General features: G+C 48.2%; 14 protein-coding genes. All 14 read left to right on the top strand.

Annotation, left to right across the window (positions count from 1 at the left end):
• Positions 1-308 precede the first annotated feature (308 nt).
• The 14 genes from thrS to MKY82_RS26920 all read left to right on the top strand — a co-directional run bounded on the left by thrS (position 309) and on the right by MKY82_RS26920 (position 17,711).
• On the top strand, positions 309-2,246 hold the full coding sequence (gene thrS, locus MKY82_RS26985) for a threonine--tRNA ligase (RefSeq protein ID WP_194544311.1): 1,938 nt from the start codon (positions 309-311) through the stop codon (positions 2,244-2,246).
• A gap of 477 nt (positions 2,247-2,723) precedes the next feature.
• Complete coding sequence (locus MKY82_RS26980; RefSeq protein WP_339294764.1) at positions 2,724-3,470, top strand: 3D domain-containing protein; 747 nt, start codon at positions 2,724-2,726, stop codon at positions 3,468-3,470.
• 131 nt (positions 3,471-3,601) lie between these two features.
• Positions 3,602-3,802, top strand: coding sequence for a hypothetical protein (locus MKY82_RS26975; protein WP_194544309.1), 201 nt, complete (start codon positions 3,602-3,604; stop codon positions 3,800-3,802).
• Positions 3,803-4,000: 198 nt separating this feature from the next.
• On the top strand, positions 4,001-5,113 hold the full coding sequence (gene liaF / locus MKY82_RS26970; RefSeq protein WP_339294763.1) for a cell wall-active antibiotics response protein LiaF: 1,113 nt from the start codon (positions 4,001-4,003) through the stop codon (positions 5,111-5,113).
• 5 nt (positions 5,114-5,118) lie between these two features.
• Positions 5,119-6,201, top strand: a complete 1,083-nt coding sequence (locus tag MKY82_RS26965) for a sensor histidine kinase (protein WP_194544307.1) — start codon at positions 5,119-5,121, stop codon at positions 6,199-6,201.
• Positions 6,202-6,219: 18 nt separating this feature from the next.
• Positions 6,220-6,873: a response regulator transcription factor gene (locus MKY82_RS26960; RefSeq protein WP_071217857.1), complete on the top strand. Its 654-nt coding sequence runs from the start codon at positions 6,220-6,222 to the stop codon at positions 6,871-6,873.
• 159 nt (positions 6,874-7,032) lie between these two features.
• Positions 7,033-8,667 (top strand): trypsin-like peptidase domain-containing protein, encoded by a 1,635-nt coding sequence (locus tag MKY82_RS26955; RefSeq protein WP_339294762.1) that lies wholly within the window; start codon positions 7,033-7,035, stop codon positions 8,665-8,667.
• A 129-nt stretch (positions 8,668-8,796) separates the two neighbouring features.
• Positions 8,797-9,483 (top strand): response regulator transcription factor, encoded by a 687-nt coding sequence (locus MKY82_RS26950; protein ID WP_113057613.1) that lies wholly within the window; start codon positions 8,797-8,799, stop codon positions 9,481-9,483.
• A 1-nt stretch (position 9,484) separates the two neighbouring features.
• Positions 9,485-10,939 carry a HAMP domain-containing sensor histidine kinase gene (locus tag MKY82_RS26945; RefSeq protein WP_339294761.1) on the top strand — a complete coding sequence of 485 codons (1,455 nt, stop codon included), beginning with the start codon at positions 9,485-9,487 and terminating at the stop codon, positions 10,937-10,939.
• Positions 10,940-10,991: 52 nt separating this feature from the next.
• A complete protein-coding gene (locus MKY82_RS26940; RefSeq protein WP_071218136.1) occupies positions 10,992-11,942 on the top strand; it encodes a 4-hydroxy-3-methylbut-2-enyl diphosphate reductase in 951 nt (316 codons plus the stop codon).
• 485 nt (positions 11,943-12,427) lie between these two features.
• Positions 12,428-13,384 carry an ABC transporter permease subunit gene (locus tag MKY82_RS26935; protein ID WP_339294760.1) on the top strand — a complete coding sequence of 319 codons (957 nt, stop codon included), beginning with the start codon at positions 12,428-12,430 and terminating at the stop codon, positions 13,382-13,384.
• A 31-nt stretch (positions 13,385-13,415) separates the two neighbouring features.
• Entirely contained in the window at positions 13,416-14,312 is an 897-nt protein-coding gene (locus MKY82_RS26930) for a carbohydrate ABC transporter permease (RefSeq protein WP_339294759.1), read from the top strand.
• A gap of 85 nt (positions 14,313-14,397) precedes the next feature.
• Entirely contained in the window at positions 14,398-16,065 is a 1,668-nt protein-coding gene (locus tag MKY82_RS26925; RefSeq protein WP_220684067.1) for an extracellular solute-binding protein, read from the top strand.
• Positions 16,066-16,184: 119 nt separating this feature from the next.
• Positions 16,185-17,711 carry a helix-turn-helix domain-containing protein gene (locus tag MKY82_RS26920; protein ID WP_339294758.1) on the top strand — a complete coding sequence of 509 codons (1,527 nt, stop codon included), beginning with the start codon at positions 16,185-16,187 and terminating at the stop codon, positions 17,709-17,711.
• Positions 17,712-17,764: the final 53 nt, after the last annotated feature.

The raw sequence follows: 17,764 nt of genomic DNA, 5'->3' as shown, positions 1-17,764 counted from the left end.
CGTCGAACCCGCACGTCAGAATGCGGATGAGTAGGCTTCACCGGTTCATGACCGTTACTCAATGCTGATGAAGGATCTTAATCGTTTATGTACCCAGTACATAAGGTGATGAAAGAGATCGAATTAGGGTGGAACCACGGGTATAACACTCGTCCCTTCGCGGGACGGGTGTTTTTTGCATGTTCCGGTATCTTTCGTTGAAGTCTTGGCGGGCACCTCAGCGGTCCATGCCTGTCTTCGCGGGGAGACTAACGCGTCCTTCATATATGGAAGAAACGTGAAATTCTTTTTCTTGGGAGGAATACAAGGTGGCTATTAGCATTAAATTGCCTGACGGCTCCGTACGGGAGTATGAGGCGGGCAGCAGTATTGAGGATGTGGCTGCTTCAATCAGCAGCGGACTTAGAAAGAATGCGGTCGCGGGAAAAATGGACGGGATCGTCGTGGATCTTTCGACACCGCTTCAGGACGGAGCTTTGATCGAGATCGTAACGCAGGATACACCCGAAGGGCTTGAAGTGATGCGTCATAGTACAGCGCATTTGCTGGCTCAAGCGACCAAGCGTTTGTATGGAGCCAAAGAAGTAAAGCTGGGCGTGGGTCCGGTCATTGAGGACGGCTTCTACTATGACATGGATCTGGAAGAGCCTTTGAATCCGGAGGACCTGCAAAAGATCGAGAAGGAAATGGAACGCATTATCGGCGAGAATCTTCCGATTGTCCGCAAGGAAGTAAGCCGTGCGGAAGCGCTGCGCATCTTCGGCGAGCTCGGGGATCCGTACAAGCTGGAACTGATCAATGCCCTGCCTGAGGATAGCGTTATTACGATCTATGAGCAAGGCGAGTTCTTTGATCTCTGTCGTGGACCGCATGTCCCTTCAACCGGCAAGATCAAAGTATTCAAGCTCATGAACGTGGCGGGCGCATACTGGCGCGGCGACAGCAAGAACAAAATGCTTCAGCGCGTTTACGGTACGGCGTTTGTGAAAAAAGCGCAGCTCGATGAGCATCTTCATCTGCTGGAAGAAGCCAAGAAGCGTGATCATCGTAAGCTGGGCAAGGAATTGCAAATGTTTACGTTCTCTCAGCTTGTAGGACAAGGCCTGCCGATCTGGCTGCCAAACGGCGCGAAATTGCGCCGTACCCTGGAGCGTTATATCGTGGACATGGAAGAGCGCCTCGGGTACCAGCACGTGTACACGCCTGTGCTCGGAAACGTGGAGCTGTACAAAACCTCCGGTCACTGGGAGCACTATCAGGAAGATATGTTCCCGAAAATGGAGATGGACAACGAGGAGCTTGTTCTTCGTCCGATGAACTGTCCTCACCATATGATGGTTTATAAGAGCGATATGCACAGCTACCGGGATCTGCCGATTCGTATTGCTGAGCTTGGCATGCAGCACCGCTATGAAATGTCCGGTGCACTGACCGGCTTGCATCGGGTGCGCGCGATGACGTTGAACGACTCGCATATTTTCTGCCGTCCGGATCAGATCAAGGAAGAGTTTGCACGTGTCATTCAGCTGATCATGACGGTCTACAAGGACTTTGGCATCCATGATTACCGCTTCCGTCTTTCTTACCGGGATCCGCAGGATACCGAGAAGTATTTCCAGAATGATGAAATGTGGGAAATGTCCCAGCGCATGCTGCGCGAAGTTGTCGAAAGCCTGGATATGCCGTTCTATGAGGCCGAAGGCGAAGCTGCCTTCTACGGTCCGAAGCTCGACGTTCAGATCCGTACGGCTCTAGGCAAGGAAGAGACGCTGTCAACCGTTCAGCTCGACTTCCTGCTGCCTGAGCGCTTTGAACTGGAATATGTCGGCGACGATGGCCAGAAGCATCGTCCGGTCGTGATCCACCGCGGTATTCTGGGCACCATGGAACGCTTCACTGCGTTCTTGCTTGAGAATTTTGCGGGTGCGCTGCCGCTGTGGCTGTCACCGGTACAGGTGAAAGTCATTCCGGTCTCCAATGCCTTTGAGGATTATGCCAAGGAAGTGGCCGAGAAGCTTCAATTCGCCGGTATCTCTGTAGAGCCGGATCTTCGCAACGAGAAGCTGGGCTACAAGATTCGGGAAGCGCAGCTCGAGAAGATTCCTTACATGTTCATCGTTGGCGAGAACGAGAAAAATGCTGGTGCGGTTTCCGTTCGCAAACGCGGCGAAGGGGATATCGGTGCCCAGCCGCTCGACGAGATCATCCTCAAGCTTCGTGAAGAAATTAACACCCATGTCGTTTAAGTTTAGCTTTAAGTGCGTGTTCAAAAAGGTCGATTTTCAGCACCAAGAAGGTTGGATGAAGCTAGGGAGTGAGGAGCGGAGCTACACGTTTTCGCAGAAAACGCCTTCGAAAGCATCTGCTGTTTTGGGTACGTGAGCACCTGAAATGTTTTCGCAGGAAACATGCTTCGGAAGCTTCTACTTAGGCCCGGCTGAATTCAAGATTCGATGACGAGCTGCTTCCTGATTCGCTTCGTGTTAGATATAGAATTTATTCGTTATCAGCAGAACTGATTAATTTCGATATCGCAAGAAAACCTACCTATGCATCGCGGTCGCTCATCCTTGAAGTGGCCTCGATAGAGGTTTTCTTATCAAAAGCGGACTTTTTGAACAACCTCTATAAAGCTAAGTAACGAAGGGACATGCAAACCTCTGCCATCACGTATATTCTTTTTGGGAAGTGGGAACCCTCGCTAGTAAGGGGGAGGTACTCACATGATCCAATGGAAAAAATGGCAGAGGTTTTTTGCTGGTTTTATTTTATCAGCCGTCTTGTTCAGTGCAGGTTCTTCAACAGTAGATGCCCATAATCTGATTCTAAGCGAATCCTATGATTCAACAGACTTAAGAAATGTGTATGATCCGTCCGGGGAATTTCAAGGCTCCGATTACGTGGAAATGTCTCGCTTCTATGCGCTTCGAGTAGCAGGTTTTAGCGATATGAATAGATACTTGGATGTTCCGGATACGGGGCCTAAGGCCAGCGTGCCTGGCAAGAAACGCGAATCCATGCCCGTGCTTGCGCCTAGGGAGGACCAGGTGCTGCATACGGTGAAGGTCACCGCTACGGGCTATACGGCAGGTTATGAATCGACCGGGAAGAAGCCGGGACATCCTCAATATGGAATCACCTATTCCGGGGTGAAGGTGAAGCGGGATCGAAATACGCTATCAACGATTGCCGCGGATCCGGATGTTTTTCCGCTTGGCAGTATTCTCTATATACCGGGTTATGGTTATGGAATCGTAGCGGATATCGGATCAGCGATCAAAGGGCAAAAAATCGATCTTTATTTCTCCACAACCAAACAAGTGTTTAAGGAGTGGGGGAAGAAGGACGTCGAGGTACAGGTCATTAAAACCGGAAGCGGCAAATGCACGGAGGAAATGCTCAGAACCCTGGATAACGCGATCGAGACCTATCGTTTCCTGCCGGCATCCGTTTTGGAGGAAGCCATTTAGGGTGATTTTGGCGCGTAGATTGGCAGTAAACATTTAAGAATAATGCCTCCCTGTTCATCACATACTACTTTTCGGGGGCCAAACCCCTGAAGAGGATGATGGTATTGCATATGAACAGGGAGGTGAATACTGTGGCTAAAAAGAACAAGGTACAAGAGAACTTTAAAACGCCGAATGAAAAGTTTAACGCTGAGTTTGCTGAAGATACCAGCATAGCCAGCAACCCAAAAGGGAATTCCAAAGTTCAAGAGAACTACAAAAAACCGAACGAGAAGTTTGATGCTGAGTTTGGCGAACTGAACACACCAGGGGACCATCCAACAAACCGTTAAGGTGTAGATGCCAGCGCCCGTTCGTGCAAAAATAAGACCTCCGCTTTAGCGGGGGTCTTTTATTATGGCTCTACTTCCATTTTTATCCATGGACTCCGTCTCTAGACCGAGATCAACTTCATTCCACCGCCGCTAACCTGTTCATCGCAATATGTTGTACACTGTAGTTAAGAAAAAATAGAACTGGAAGGCAAGGGGATGACCATGAGTAGAAAAGGATGGAGCCAGCTTAGCAACGGATTGCTGCTCATCGGTATTGGTGTGGTGTTTCTTCTAAATCAGCTTGATATGATACATGTGGACCTTGGTTATATATTCTCGACTTTTTGGCCGGTGTTCATCATCTGGTTCGGGCTGCAAAGCTTAATTTATGCCCGCGGAGGGGCACTATGGGGCTCTGTCGTGCCGATCATTATCGGGTCGTATTTTCTTGGAAGAAACCTGAATTTGATTGACTTCTCGTTTGGCGATCTGATCAAGTATGCGATTCCTATTATCTTGATTGGGTTTGGACTGCAGGTCATTTTCAAACCGAAACCTCATACGCCGCCGCCATCGCCGCCAAGTCCGGATGACTTTAGCTCGCATCGTAGCGAGCATTACAACATTCCCGATCCGCCTGAAGCGCGTCCGCTGGATTCTTCCCTGGATGAAGAATTCGAACGGAGATTTGGCAAGCCAGACAAGGCTGACAAGTCTGAGAATATCCTGCCCGATCGCGAACCAGGATCACCGGATTTTCATGAGCAGGGCAAGGGTTACCGCTGGCAGGGACAGCAGCAGGAGCGCCCGCGCCAGGAGCATCAGGATCGCAGCAAGTTCAGAGTTCATGTGGATTTTGACGATAACGGCAAAAGCTACGGCAACGGATCGGATTATAAGGATGAACAGCACCAACATCAACACCATCATCAATCTTGGCACAGCCATGATGCGGTGAACAAGTCCTCTTTTATCGGGGACGTGCATATGGGAAAAGATTATTTTCAGCTGAAGCCGACAAATATCTCCCAGTTCATCGGTGATACGGTGCTGGATCTGACCAAAGCTCAAATCCCTTACGGAGAAACGAAAATCAACATCTCGGCGTTTATCGGGGATGTCAAGGTATTCGTTCCTAATGATTCGGATGTCGGCATTCATGTCACGACCAACTCCTTCATTGGCGATATGAAGGTGCTGGAGGAAAGCCGCAGCGGCTTTATGAGCAATGCCGGACTGGAAAGCCCGCATTACAGGGAAGCCGGTAAGAAAATACGCATCACCGTCAGCGTATTTATCGGTGATGTCAAAGTGAATAGGGTAGGATAACCGTTATGATGGGAATATTGAAAAATACCAAATGGGTGATACTGTTTTACTTTCTGTTGATTGGAGCCGGGGTTGCTGTTTTCCTGTATACAGCAAACCAATCCGGCTACATACATATTGAAGATAACCGGCTGTGGGTATATTACACGGTCGGTGTACTTCTGTTTACGGGGATTGCGGGATACATCGCGGGGCAGCGTATTCAGCGACCGCTGGACCTGCTACATCTGAACATGCTGCAGGTTGCCAAAGGAAATCTGAATGTGCGGCTGCCGGCTATGGAAGACGGTTCTTTTGCCAGAGTATATGATGAGTTTAACGGAATGACGGAAGCGCTGGAGAAGAAGATGAAGCTGCTGCAGCGCCTGGGTGAGCAGGATGTCATTGAGAAAGAGATCGCCGCGGAAGCCGCCGTGCTTGAGGAACGACGCCGGATGGCAAGGGATTTGCATGATACGGTCAGTCAGCAGTTGTTCGCGATTCATATGTCGGCTTCATCGCTTCCGGCGGTTCTGAAGAGAAACCCGGAGCACGGCGATAAAGTGCTCGGTCAGTTGATTGAGATGTCTCACGTGGCACAGAAGCAGATGCGGGCGCTGATTGCACAGCTTCGACCTGTTGAATTGGAAGGAAGAACCCTGGAGGAGGCACTCGAACGGTGGTTTCCGGATTACTGCCGCCAAAATGGCCTGAAGGGCATGAAGGATGTGGAACTTTACGGCGGAGTGTCCGATGCGATTGAGCATCAGTTGTTCCTGATTATCCAGGAAGCCGTAGCCAACATTGTGAAACATGCCGGTGCAAGCCTTGTCAGCATGTCGCTTCGTGAGGATCAGAAACGCGTTATTTTAAGCATCAGCGACGACGGGATCGGGTTTGACGAGGTGGCAGGCAAGCAGGGCTCATACGGGCTGTCCACGATGCGTGAGCGAGCCGAAAAGCTTGGTGGCCAGGTCGATATCATAAGCAAAAAGGGTGCAGGAACGACAGTTCGCGTAAACATTCCGCTATTTGAGGCCGAGGGTAGTCAGGGACCGGCTGCGGAAGAGAGCAAGGAACAGGAAGAGCTGGCTGAGCCAGTGGAGTAGAGAGGGGACAACATCATTATGGGTACGATTCGGATATTGCTGGCGGATGATCATGATATGGTTCGTATGGGATTAAAAACGTATTTGTCGCTGGATCCGGGATTTGAAGTGATCGGAGAGGCAGCAAACGGCCAAGAGGTTGTTGATATGTTAAGAAATGGAGATGAGGCAGACCGGCCTGATCTCATTCTTATGGATCTGATGATGCCGGTGATGAACGGGGCAGAGACCACGCGTGCGGTCATGTCCGAGTTCCCGGACCAGAAGATTGTGATTCTGACCAGTTTTCTTGAAGATGAGCTTGTGGTTGAGTGCATTGAGGCGGGGGCTGTCAGTTATGTACTGAAAACCGTTTCGGCTGACGAACTCATTTACGCTCTTCAGGGAGCGTTCAGGGGCATGCCGGTCATGACCAAAGACGTGTCGGAAGCACTTACCCGGGGGATCCGCCGACATATGGTGAACGGCGATGATTCGGGGCTTACCGAGCGCGAGAAAGAAGTGCTGCTGCTCATTGCCGAGGGCAAGAGCAACAAAGAGATCGGCGAAGAGTTGCATATCAGCATTAAAACGGTTAAAACCCATGTCAGCAATCTGCTGATGAAGTGTGAGCTGGAAGACCGCACGCAATTGGCGATTTATGCCCACCGGAAGGGATGGGTCAAAATATAGCGATTCCATTCGGATCAGATTCCCTTGACGCCGCCCGGCTTTCTTTTTATCTGCCTTTTAATTGTTTTTAAGGTACTATTAAGGTTTATAGTACACAATAAGAACAGTTAATCAATGAAACCACTTGGAAGCAAGTGATTTTAAATAGGAGGTAGACCTATGGACGACCAAAGAAAGCGCTACGGGTATCCGGATGATGAGGGAATGAACAATGAGTCGAATAACAATGAAGCACCGAGACGTGAGGAAGCATCCACGAAGAATTCGTCTTATTACTATTCTTACGGACCGTTTCAGTCCATACCCAATGAACGCGATGATCAGCAGACGGAGCGACCATATCAAAGCCGGGAATCGCAGGAAGTGGAGGTTACCGCTCCGCAGCCGGTTAAACCGATACCATCCTCCGGTTTCTCGCAGTCACATTCCTCCGGAAGCCAAGGGGGCGGCGGGTCTATGGATTCGATGAAAAGAAACAAAGAATGGAACTACAGCCAGAAGCCTAAAAATTCCGTGAAGACGGTGCTGTTGTCCTTCTTGGCAGGTGTCCTCGTGATCTCAAGCCTGATGTTTGCCGCGGACCGCACGAATCTGTTTACGCCGGATGCGGCGTATTCATCGGAGCCAGCCCATGAAACTTCAGCTAGCGTTGATGATAACGGCGGAGCTACTACGGCATCGGCCATGATTCCTTCGGGTCAAGGAGATGTATCGGCTGTTGTGGATCAGGCGAGTCCAGCCGTCGTGCTGATCGAGACGCTTGTAAACAGCAGCAATCGTCAAAGCACGAATCCGAACATGAATGATCCGTTCTGGTACTTCTTCGGCGGCGGACAATCGAGCCAGGGAGGAAATGGCGGAAACGGTGGAAGCAGCAACAACGGAGGTCAGGAATCCCAGCTTCAGCCTTCAGGCATCGGCTCGGGCTTCATCTTTGAGAAGTCGGGATACATTTTGACGAATGAGCATGTGATCCATGGCGCAGATGTGATCCAAGTGACGGTTCAGGGTACCAAAAAGCCATATGAAGCGAAACTGCTCGGTTCCAGCTATGAGCTCGATTTGGCCGTACTAAAAATAGAAGGGGCCGACTTTCCATCGGTGCAGCTAGGCGACTCCAACTCGCTGAAGGTCGGTGAATGGCTTGTTGCCATCGGTAACCCGCACGGTTTTGAGCATACGGTAACCGCAGGCGTACTTAGCTCGAAGGAACGCGAGATCGATATTCAAGGGACGAATGGCGAAGCTGAACGGAATTACGAGCATCTTCTGCAAACCGATGCTTCGATTAATCCGGGTAACTCCGGTGGACCGCTTCTCAATCTGAAGGGCGAGGTTATCGGGATGAACGTAGCCGTCAGCGCGGAAGCGCAAGGGATCGGATTTGCGATTCCGTCCAGCACGATCAAGGAAGTTGTGGAATACCTGAAAAACAACGAGGAAGTTCCGAAAGAGCCGGTTCCGTTTATAGGGGCAACCTTGGGAACGGTCACTCCGCAAATTGCCCAGTCCCTGGGCACCGACGTAACGGAAGGCTCTTATGTTGACGGCGTCGTATTCCGTTCGCCGGCTTATGAAGCGGACCTGCGTCAATATGACATCATTGTGGGCGTGGACGGGACGAAATATCCGACCTCGAAGGATTTGACTGAATTCATACAATCGAAGAAAGTCGGAGACAAAATTACGCTGAATGTGGTTCGTAACGGCAAGAAGATTGATCTGCCACTGACAATCGGGGACCGTAATAAGTTTGATCTATCCCAACAGCAGCAACAACAGCAACAACCGTAACCCTGGATATGTGTGACAACAAGCGGAAGGGACCGTTCCCTTCCGCTTGTCTTGTCCTTGAGACGACCGATATAATGGGATTGTAACGTCGTACTAAATTTAACGCTAGAAGATAGAGGAGATGCCGCTATGCGATCCCGGATATTAATTGTAGATGATGATGAGAAGATTATTTCGATGCTGCGCAGGGGACTTGCGTTTGAGGGCTATGACGTCCTGACCGCATCCAACGGAGCGGAAGGTTTGAAAGTGATTTTGAGTGAGGACCCGGACGTTGTCGTTCTGGATGTCATGATGCCTCAGGTCGATGGATTTGAAGCGCTGCGCAGACTCCGGGAAGGCGGAAGCACGACACCGGTGCTGATGCTGACGGCGAAGGATGAGGTGGAGAATCGGGTCAAGGGACTGGATACCGGAGCGGATGATTACTTAGTCAAACCCTTCGCGCTGGAGGAGCTGCTCGCCCGCGTACGGGCCTTGCTGCGCCGCAAAACCGGGGATGATAGCTCTAACCACCGACTGACCTTCGAGGATCTCGTGATGGATACCGATGCAAGGGAAGTCATTCGCAGCGGGCAAAGACTGGAGCTCACCGCCAAGGAATTTGAGCTGCTGCATCTGTTTATGCAAAATCCGAAGCGGGTGCTGTCCCGCGATTTGATCATGGATAAAATATGGGGCTATGACTACAGCGGGGAGTCCAACGTGCTGGAGGTTTACATCGCCATGCTCCGGCAAAAGACCGAGGAACATGGAGGTAAACGGCTGATCCAGACGATCCGCGGAGCCGGCTATATTTTAAGAGGAGATAACTAGCATGTCCATTCGGTTAAGACTGACAGCATGGTATACCGGCATTTTGTTCGTGACACTGCTGATTTTCAGCTCGGCGGTGTATGGCTTTGTCCATTTGTATACGTATGAGGAGTTAAAACAGCGGATTGCACAGCAAGCTGATAAAATTGGTTTTACGCAAGGGGCGGTGGAAGTTCTGCCTAATAGATCCTCCGCTATCAGCTTAGAGGAGGCAGATCTCTATGTGCAGACCTATACATTTTATAATGGTAAATTATGGCAGTCTCAGAATATGGCGTTCAGCGGTATCGAATTTGACGTTCCTTCTGTAGAGAAAGCTTTAAATTCAACTAAACATGCGTTTAAGCGTGTTACTGTGAACGGTAATACATTCTTGGTATTTGAAAACCAGGTTGTAGAAACAAACTCAGGGAAATTGTTCGGCTGGATTCAAGTGGGAGCAAACACGCGAACCATTGACGAGACACTGGACCGACTCCAATCCATCCTCATCATGGGATCCGCAGCTACGCTTGTCATTGCTTCCACACTAGGCTTGTTCCTCGCCCGGAAATCCATGAAACCGATCGGCAAGGTCACGGAGGCGGCCGAGCAGATCCAGAAGGGAACCGACCTCAGCGTACGAATCGAATACGATGGGCCAGAGGACGAGATCGGGCAATTGATTGGCACGTTTAACGGCATGCTTGAGAGGACGGAGGGCTTTTATAAAGAGCTTGAAGATGCCTATGCGGCCCAGCGGCGTTTCGTATCGGATGCTTCCCATGAACTCCGAACGCCGCTGACCACCATCCGGGGGAATGTGGATCTCCTCCAGAAGATGTGGACGGAAGCCCCTGGTGAGAGAGCGAATATGGACGAAGAAACGATCAAACAAATCTCGTTCGAAGCGGTGGGAGATATATCCGATGAAGCGAAGCGGATGAGCCGGCTGGTGAACGATATGTTATCTCTGGCGCGAGCCGATACCGGTCAGACCTTTGAGCTGAATCCGGTTCCTCTGCAGCCATTGGTTGAAGAGGTCGCACGGCGTGCTCATTTCCTTGATAAAACCGCTGAGTGGCATGTCGGAGAGCTGTCTGTCCTGAACGGAGTTTATGTAGAAGGAAATAAGGACTACTTGCAGCAGATGCTGTTCATCTTTATCGAGAATGCGTTCAAGTATACGCCGGAGGGTGAAGTCAGCCTGGATGTCGTCCTGTACAAGGGTCAGGTCGGGCTGCGAATTTCGGATACGGGGATCGGCATGGATAAGGATGAGGTTCCGTTTATATTCGAGCGTTTCTATCGCGCGGATCAGTCCAGAGGCATCACGAGCGGGACCGGTCTTGGCTTATCCATCGCCAAATGGATTATTGATGAGCACAAGGGCTCTGTCGAGGTTGTTACCCGAAGAGGGGAAGGCAGCACCTTTATCGTCTGGCTGCCCGTCGTCTTTGCTCCTCCGCTGGAATAGGTTATAATAGACTGGATACTTTATGTATGACAACGGAAAGCAGGTGAGGATCATCGAAGTCTTGAAAATATCACCGAGAGGTTACTGTTACGGTGTCGTTGACGCTATGGTCTTGGCACGTCAGGCGGCCCAGAATCTGGATCTTCCTCGGCCTATTTATATATTGGGCATGATTGTGCATAACAGTCATGTCACGCAATCCTTTGAGGATGAAGGCATCATTACCCTGGACGGTCCGAACCGGATGGAAATCCTGAGCCAGGTGGAGAGCGGCACCGTCATATTTACCGCACACGGGGTCTCTCCCGAAGTACGCAAGCTTGCGCGAGATAAAGGGTTAACCACGCTCGACGCAACATGTCCGGACGTTACGAAAACCCATGATTTGATCCGGGAGAAGGCAGCGGACGGGTATGAGATCATTTATATCGGGAAGAAGGGACATCCCGAACCGGAAGGCGCGATCGGGATTGCACCGGATCACGTGCATCTGATCGAGAAGGAAGAAGAGATCGAACAGCTTCAGGTCAAATCGTCCCGAATCATCATTACGAACCAGACAACGATGAGTCAATGGGACATCAAGCATATCATGAAGAGTCTGCTCGATAAATTTCCGGGGGCGGAGATTCATAATGAAATCTGCCTTGCAACACAAGTTCGGCAGGAGGCTGTAGCCGAGCAAGCGGGCCAGGCGGATTTGGTCATCGTGGTCGGCGATCCGCGCAGCAATAACTCAAACCGTCTTGCACAGGTATCCGAAGAGATAGCCGGCGTACCGGCTCACCGCATTGGCGATGTGACGGAGCTTAAACGCGAATGGCTTGAAGGCGTAGGCAAAGTGGCTGTGACATCAGGGGCATCAACACCGACTCCGATTACCAAGGAAGTCATCGCCTATTTGGAACAGTATGAACATGATCAGCCGGAAACCTGGGAGATCAAGCGCACGGTGAATATGAATAAATTGCTTCCGCCTGTACGGGTGAAGAGCAAGTCATAAGAATTTTAATACAACGGTTGCGATCAATCGCAATCGTTGTATTTTTGTTGATATCGGTGTGTCCTTAATATGATCCCGTCATCGTTATAGTTAACAGCCATAGGTTTGGAATTGTGTATTCCGCCGTTATTAATTGATTAGTATCATTTTTCATGATCACTCGGTTAAATGTTGATAAAGCTTATGGATACTTCCCCTTGTAGTGAATGGTGGAACAACTGTTCATGTGAAATGAACTTGACACTATTGACGCTAGGGGAATTTCTATGTCCGGGATTAAGATGCCAGGGTGAATGAGACTACCTGCCCCGTTAAAGGAGCTTTTTTGGGGTTTCTCATCCCTCCCGTAAGCTGTAAGCGTTTTAATTTTCGATTGAATAATATCATTTTTCGTTGAATAGGCAAATGTTTATATGGGATCATTTATTCTACAATGTTAGACATCAGGTAAAACTTCATGGCATAGAACACACGGGGGGTTGGACATGGCGCAAATATCCGTAGAACAGGAAACTGTTCCAAAACGGAAGAGAGACAACGGATTCATTCGCTTTTTTAAACAGTGGGATATTCAGTTAATGGTACTTCCCGCTCTCGCACTCATTTTTATTTTCAGTTATATACCGATGTACGGTATTCTGATGTCGTTTCAGGATTTTAATATCTTCAAAGGCATGGGAGACAGCCCTTGGGTAGGGATGAAGCATTTCCGGATGTTCTTTGAGTCTCCAGAGTTTATGAACGTGATGCGAAACACCATCGTTATCAGCTTACTCAAGTTTTTGATCGGCTTTCCAGCTCCGATCCTGCTTGCGCTGATGCTGAATGAAGTTCGCCATATGTTCTTCAAACGATTGGTGCAGACCGTCAGTTATCTGCCCCATTTCTTATCCTGGGTTATCGTATCAGGGTTTGTGGTTTCCATGCTGTCTACCGATAATGGAAGTGTAAACATTCTATTAGAAAAAATGAACTTGATTAAAGAGCCTATTAACTTTCTATCCATTCCTGAATACTTTTGGTGGATATTGGTGACCACAGGGCTCTGGAAGGAAATTGGGTTTTCCTCCATCGTTTACTTGGCGGCTGTAGCGGGTGTAGATCCCCATATGTACGAGGCTGCGGATATGGATGGAGCGAGCAAATTCAGACAGATTTTCACGATTACATTACCATCCATTATGCCTGTCGTTATCATCTTTATGATTCTGGCAATAGGTAGCCTGCTCAATGCAGGATTTGAGGATATTTTACTCTTGGCTAAGAACCCTGTTTTAAGAGAGGTATCAGATGTAATTGATACTTATGTTTACCGAATTGGTATTGAAAACTCCCGGTTCTCTTATGCAACGGCTGTAGGCTTGTTCAAAGCGGTAATCAGCGTGATGCTTCTGACCATTGCCAACGTGGTAGCACGCAGATCAGGTAACAGTCTATGGTAAAACGAACATCGTATAGAGGGGAGCGATTAGATTGGTACGTTTAGGATTCGGTGATCGCCTCATGGTGATTATGATCTATGTCTGTTTAGCATTTTTGGCCTTTGTGACCTTTTATCCTTTCTGGAATGCACTTGTAATTTCATTTAACTCCGGAGCGGACACATCGCTTGGAGGGGTTACATTCTGGCCGAGAGATTTTACATTGGAGAACTACGAAATCGTGTTTCAGGATAAACGTCTGCTGAATGGCTTCGGAATATCGGTAGCCCGTACGATTGTGGGAACCATAACTTCGATTCTAGTGACCTCCATCTTCGCTTATGGCATGACCAAACGCGAACTGATGGGCCGCAAATATTACATGATTATGTGTATCGTGACCATGTATTTCACTGGCGGATTAATCCCAAGCTTCATGCTAACTCGTGAGCTGGGCTTGATGGATTCGTTCTGGGTGTTCATCATTCCCGGTTTGGTAAGTGTATGGAACATGATTATATTCCGTACCTTCTTTGCTGGCTTGCCTAAAGGCTTGGAAGAATCGGCAAAAATTGATGGTGCGGGTAACTGGGGAATCTTCTTTAAGATCATCCTGCCATTATCGGGACCGGTTATTGCCACTTTGTCATTATTCACGGCGGTATATCACTGGAATGAGTGGTTCTTGCCTAGTATTTATATCAATAAAGAAGAATTACTGCCGATACAAACGATACTGCGCCAAATATTGAATTCCAACATTATGTCTGAACAGATGAGCAATTTGGACTCGGCATCTCAGGCCGCCTTATCTCGAATGCAGAGTGTGACCACGAAATCGTTGTCCATGGCCACAATGATTGTCGCTACGGTTCCGATCATCATGGTATACCCTTTTGTACAGAAGCATTTTGTTAAGGGAGTACTGGTGGGATCGTTGAAAGAGTAGCACATGTATGGCAAGCAATCCTGTTGTTTGAAGCTTAGCTTTAGACATAAATATCAAGGGGAATTATGAAAGGGGAATTTAGAGAATGAGGCTCAGAAAAAAATCTTTGGCCACATCGGTTACTGCGTTGTTAGCAGCGGCTTTAATGCTGTCAGCATGCAGCGGTGGCACTAAGACAGCTAACCCGACTCCTAGCGACAATGGAACCACCACACCGCCAACAGAAGCAGCATCAGACAAGTTTGTACTGGGTGAGCAACCGCTTGATTTTAGCTTTTATGGTCACTATGACTGGTACACGATGCCAACATGGGGAGAAGATGCCGCAACCAAATGGATTAAAGAGAATAAAAAAGTTGATGTAAAAGCGGTTAACTCCCAAGGTAATGCTCAACAAAAATTCAACACGATGATTGCTTCCGACGAGCTTCCTGATGTTATTTGGCTGGAGCGGGGATCGGATGTTGAAAAATTGAGAGAAAACGGCATGCTCGTACCTTACGATGACTACTTGGATAAATATCCGAACTTGAAGGAATGGTTGGGTGAGGCGGGAATCAACATGCTTCGTTCCCCTGACGGCAAGCTGTATCAATTCCCTAACTGGTACACCAGCCAGCCGAACGGTAATGCTGGTTATGTAGTCAACAGTAAAATTTATAAAGAGCTTGGCGAGCCTAAGCTGGAAACAACGGACGATTTGACTAAATACCTGGAAGCTGTCAAGGCGAAATACGGAAACTCTGTAGTTCCTTATGAACCAGGTATTGAAGGACAAGGGATTGATGTGTTGTACTCTGCTTTCAAAGAGAATGCAATGACACGTTGGATTACCATTCGTGGTGTGCCTAACGGAGATAAATTGACTTCGATCTTTACGGATCCAACATATCGCGAATCGATGCAATATGCAGCGAAGCTGTTCCGTGATAAACTGATTTCTCAAGATGCATTGACTCAAACCGCTGATCAAATCAAGGAAAAAGTAATGACAGGCCGCGTTGCTGTATATGCAGCTTCCAGCCCGACTGAAAATGCAATGAACGCACATGCGGAACTCGTTGCCAAAGATCCGGAAGCCGGTTATTTCATGATCTGGCCGATTCATAAGGAAGGTCTGGACAAGAATAAAATCTTCCCGGGAACCTATACTCAACTGGGTTGGAACGTAAGCGTTATTACGAAAGCTGCAAAAAATCCTGAAGCGATCTTTGCTTTCCTGGACTGGTATACAGGTCCTGAAGGTCAAACACTGTTAATGTGGGGACCGGAAGGCGGATATTGGGATGGATATGAAGAAGATGGTATAACGCCTAAGTTTACTGAGAAATATGTTACGGATGCTGCGGGTCTTGGCAAGTTGCAAGCGGAAACAACAAACCTCCAGTGGAACGGAAACACGGTATTTATTGATACAGCAAAAGCGAAATACGAAAGCACATTGCCAGAAGAAGAGCGTAACTGGTCAACTCGTTGGCAGTATGAAATAACTTGGAAAACTCAAGCAAATGCAACGGAATTCATCAATCTTGATCCGGCCCCAGAAAGCGAAGAAGGTATTATCCGTCAGCGTGTAGAAGATATCTACACAGAAGCTAGAGCGAAGGCGCTGTTTGCGAAGGACGATGCAGAAGTACTGGCTGTCTTGGACAAAGCAGAAGCGGATGCTCAAGCAGCTGGCTATGATAAACTTCTTGCATTCAAAACAACGAAATGGCAAGAAAACTTGGCTCAAATGAATGGTCAAAAGTAGAATAACGTAAACCAAAAGGGTATGCTGCATCTGCAGCATACCCTTATCGAAATTTAGGGGAGAGGATACCCATCTATAAAGTGCTGCTGGCTGACGATGAAATATTGGACCTAGAGGGCATGAGGAGCTTTATTCCATGGGAGAGTCTTGGAATGACCGTGGTTGATTCGGTCAATAATGGATTTGCAGCATGGGAAGTCCTGCAACGAGAGGATATCGACATTCTAGTGACGGATGTACGCATGCCCAATATGACTGGTATTGAATTAGCGCAAAAAGCGCTGAAGATACATGATGAATTACAGGTTATTTTTGTGAGTGGTTACCAGGATTTCAGTTATGTTAAACAGGCAATCGCATTAAACGCTTGTAATTACGTGCTGAAGCCCATGGAGGACCAAGAGCTGATTGAAGAGTTGACCAAAGTTCGGATTGAGCTGGACAGGCTCCATGACCGCAAGGAAACAGAACGGGCTTATCAATTGATGGTACCGATTCTCAAAAATCAGTATCTGCTGCAAATTCTCCAGAAGCCTTATGACGGTGCCATGCTGGGTATTATTAAGCGGGAATACCAACTTCATGAGATGAACTGGCCCGTGCGGGTAATATTACTTGAAGTGGATGATGTCAGCTCCTGGCGGAGCAATCATTATGAAGTCGAGAAACCGAGGGGATTAAATGAGCAGTACTTCACGAGTTTGCATAAGCAGCTGGAGAGTTGCGGATTCAAGCATATATGCAAGGTGACAGATCAGCGGATGGCAGTACTCATGGATACGACAAAAGGCAAGGAAGAGATTCAGTCATTACTGACGGCTCTAGGCCAAGAATATCCTCTTACCGTGACCGTAGGTGAGGGAGGGACTGCGAATCGGCTTGAAGAGCTTCATCCGTCCTACGTTATGGCAGAGGGTGCCCTTGACTATAAAATGTTTCGTGGAAAAGGGAAATGGATACTTTATAACGAAGTGCCGACAGAGGACCGGGAGGACGCCAAAAGCCTCGATATCAGGCTGGACTCTTTATTTACCGCTATGACGAATTATGAGATCGTCAAAATCCACGATGAAATCGAAGCCATACAACTGCTTGCATCCAATATCCGCTCCAAATTTACGGTTCGAAATCTTGGAGTATACATTATATTGAAGTTGGACGCGCATTTGCATACGATGCATGAAGACCTGTTTCGGATGCTGGGAATCGAACTGAAAAACCTCGATGTACTCTTGCAATTTGAAACGATGGACGATATTTTCTCGTGGTTAAGAATGAAAGTTTTTGAGATTTCGGAGCAATTGAAATTTCGCAAATCGTCCAAGAATGGACGTCTTGTTGAGGAGATTATTGATAATATACGAGAGCGGGTTCACGAGAATATTACGCTCCGGGATATGGCGAACCGTTTTTCCTTTTCTCCAAACTATCTAGGTGTTCTGTTTAAGGAAGAAACCGGTTATAATTTTAGTGATTATGTCATCAAGATTCGTATGGAGCGAGCCAGAGATCTATTAGTCAGCACGAAACTTAAAATATATGAAGTGGCTTCTCAAACAGGTTACCAGTATTTGCCCTATTTTAGTCGTCAATTCAAAGAGATGTATGGAATGACACCACTGGAGTATAGGCGTAAACACTCTTAATACTACTATACCGCTTGTAATGAGGTTGTGATTAGGTTTGGCGGGGAAATTCG

This window comes from Paenibacillus sp. FSL W7-1279 (assembly GCF_037969845.1).
GTDB lineage: Bacteria > Bacillota > Bacilli > Paenibacillales > Paenibacillaceae > Paenibacillus_AQ.
The sequence above is the reverse complement of the archived record's forward strand: the minus strand, read 5'-3'. Positions and strand labels throughout refer to the sequence as shown.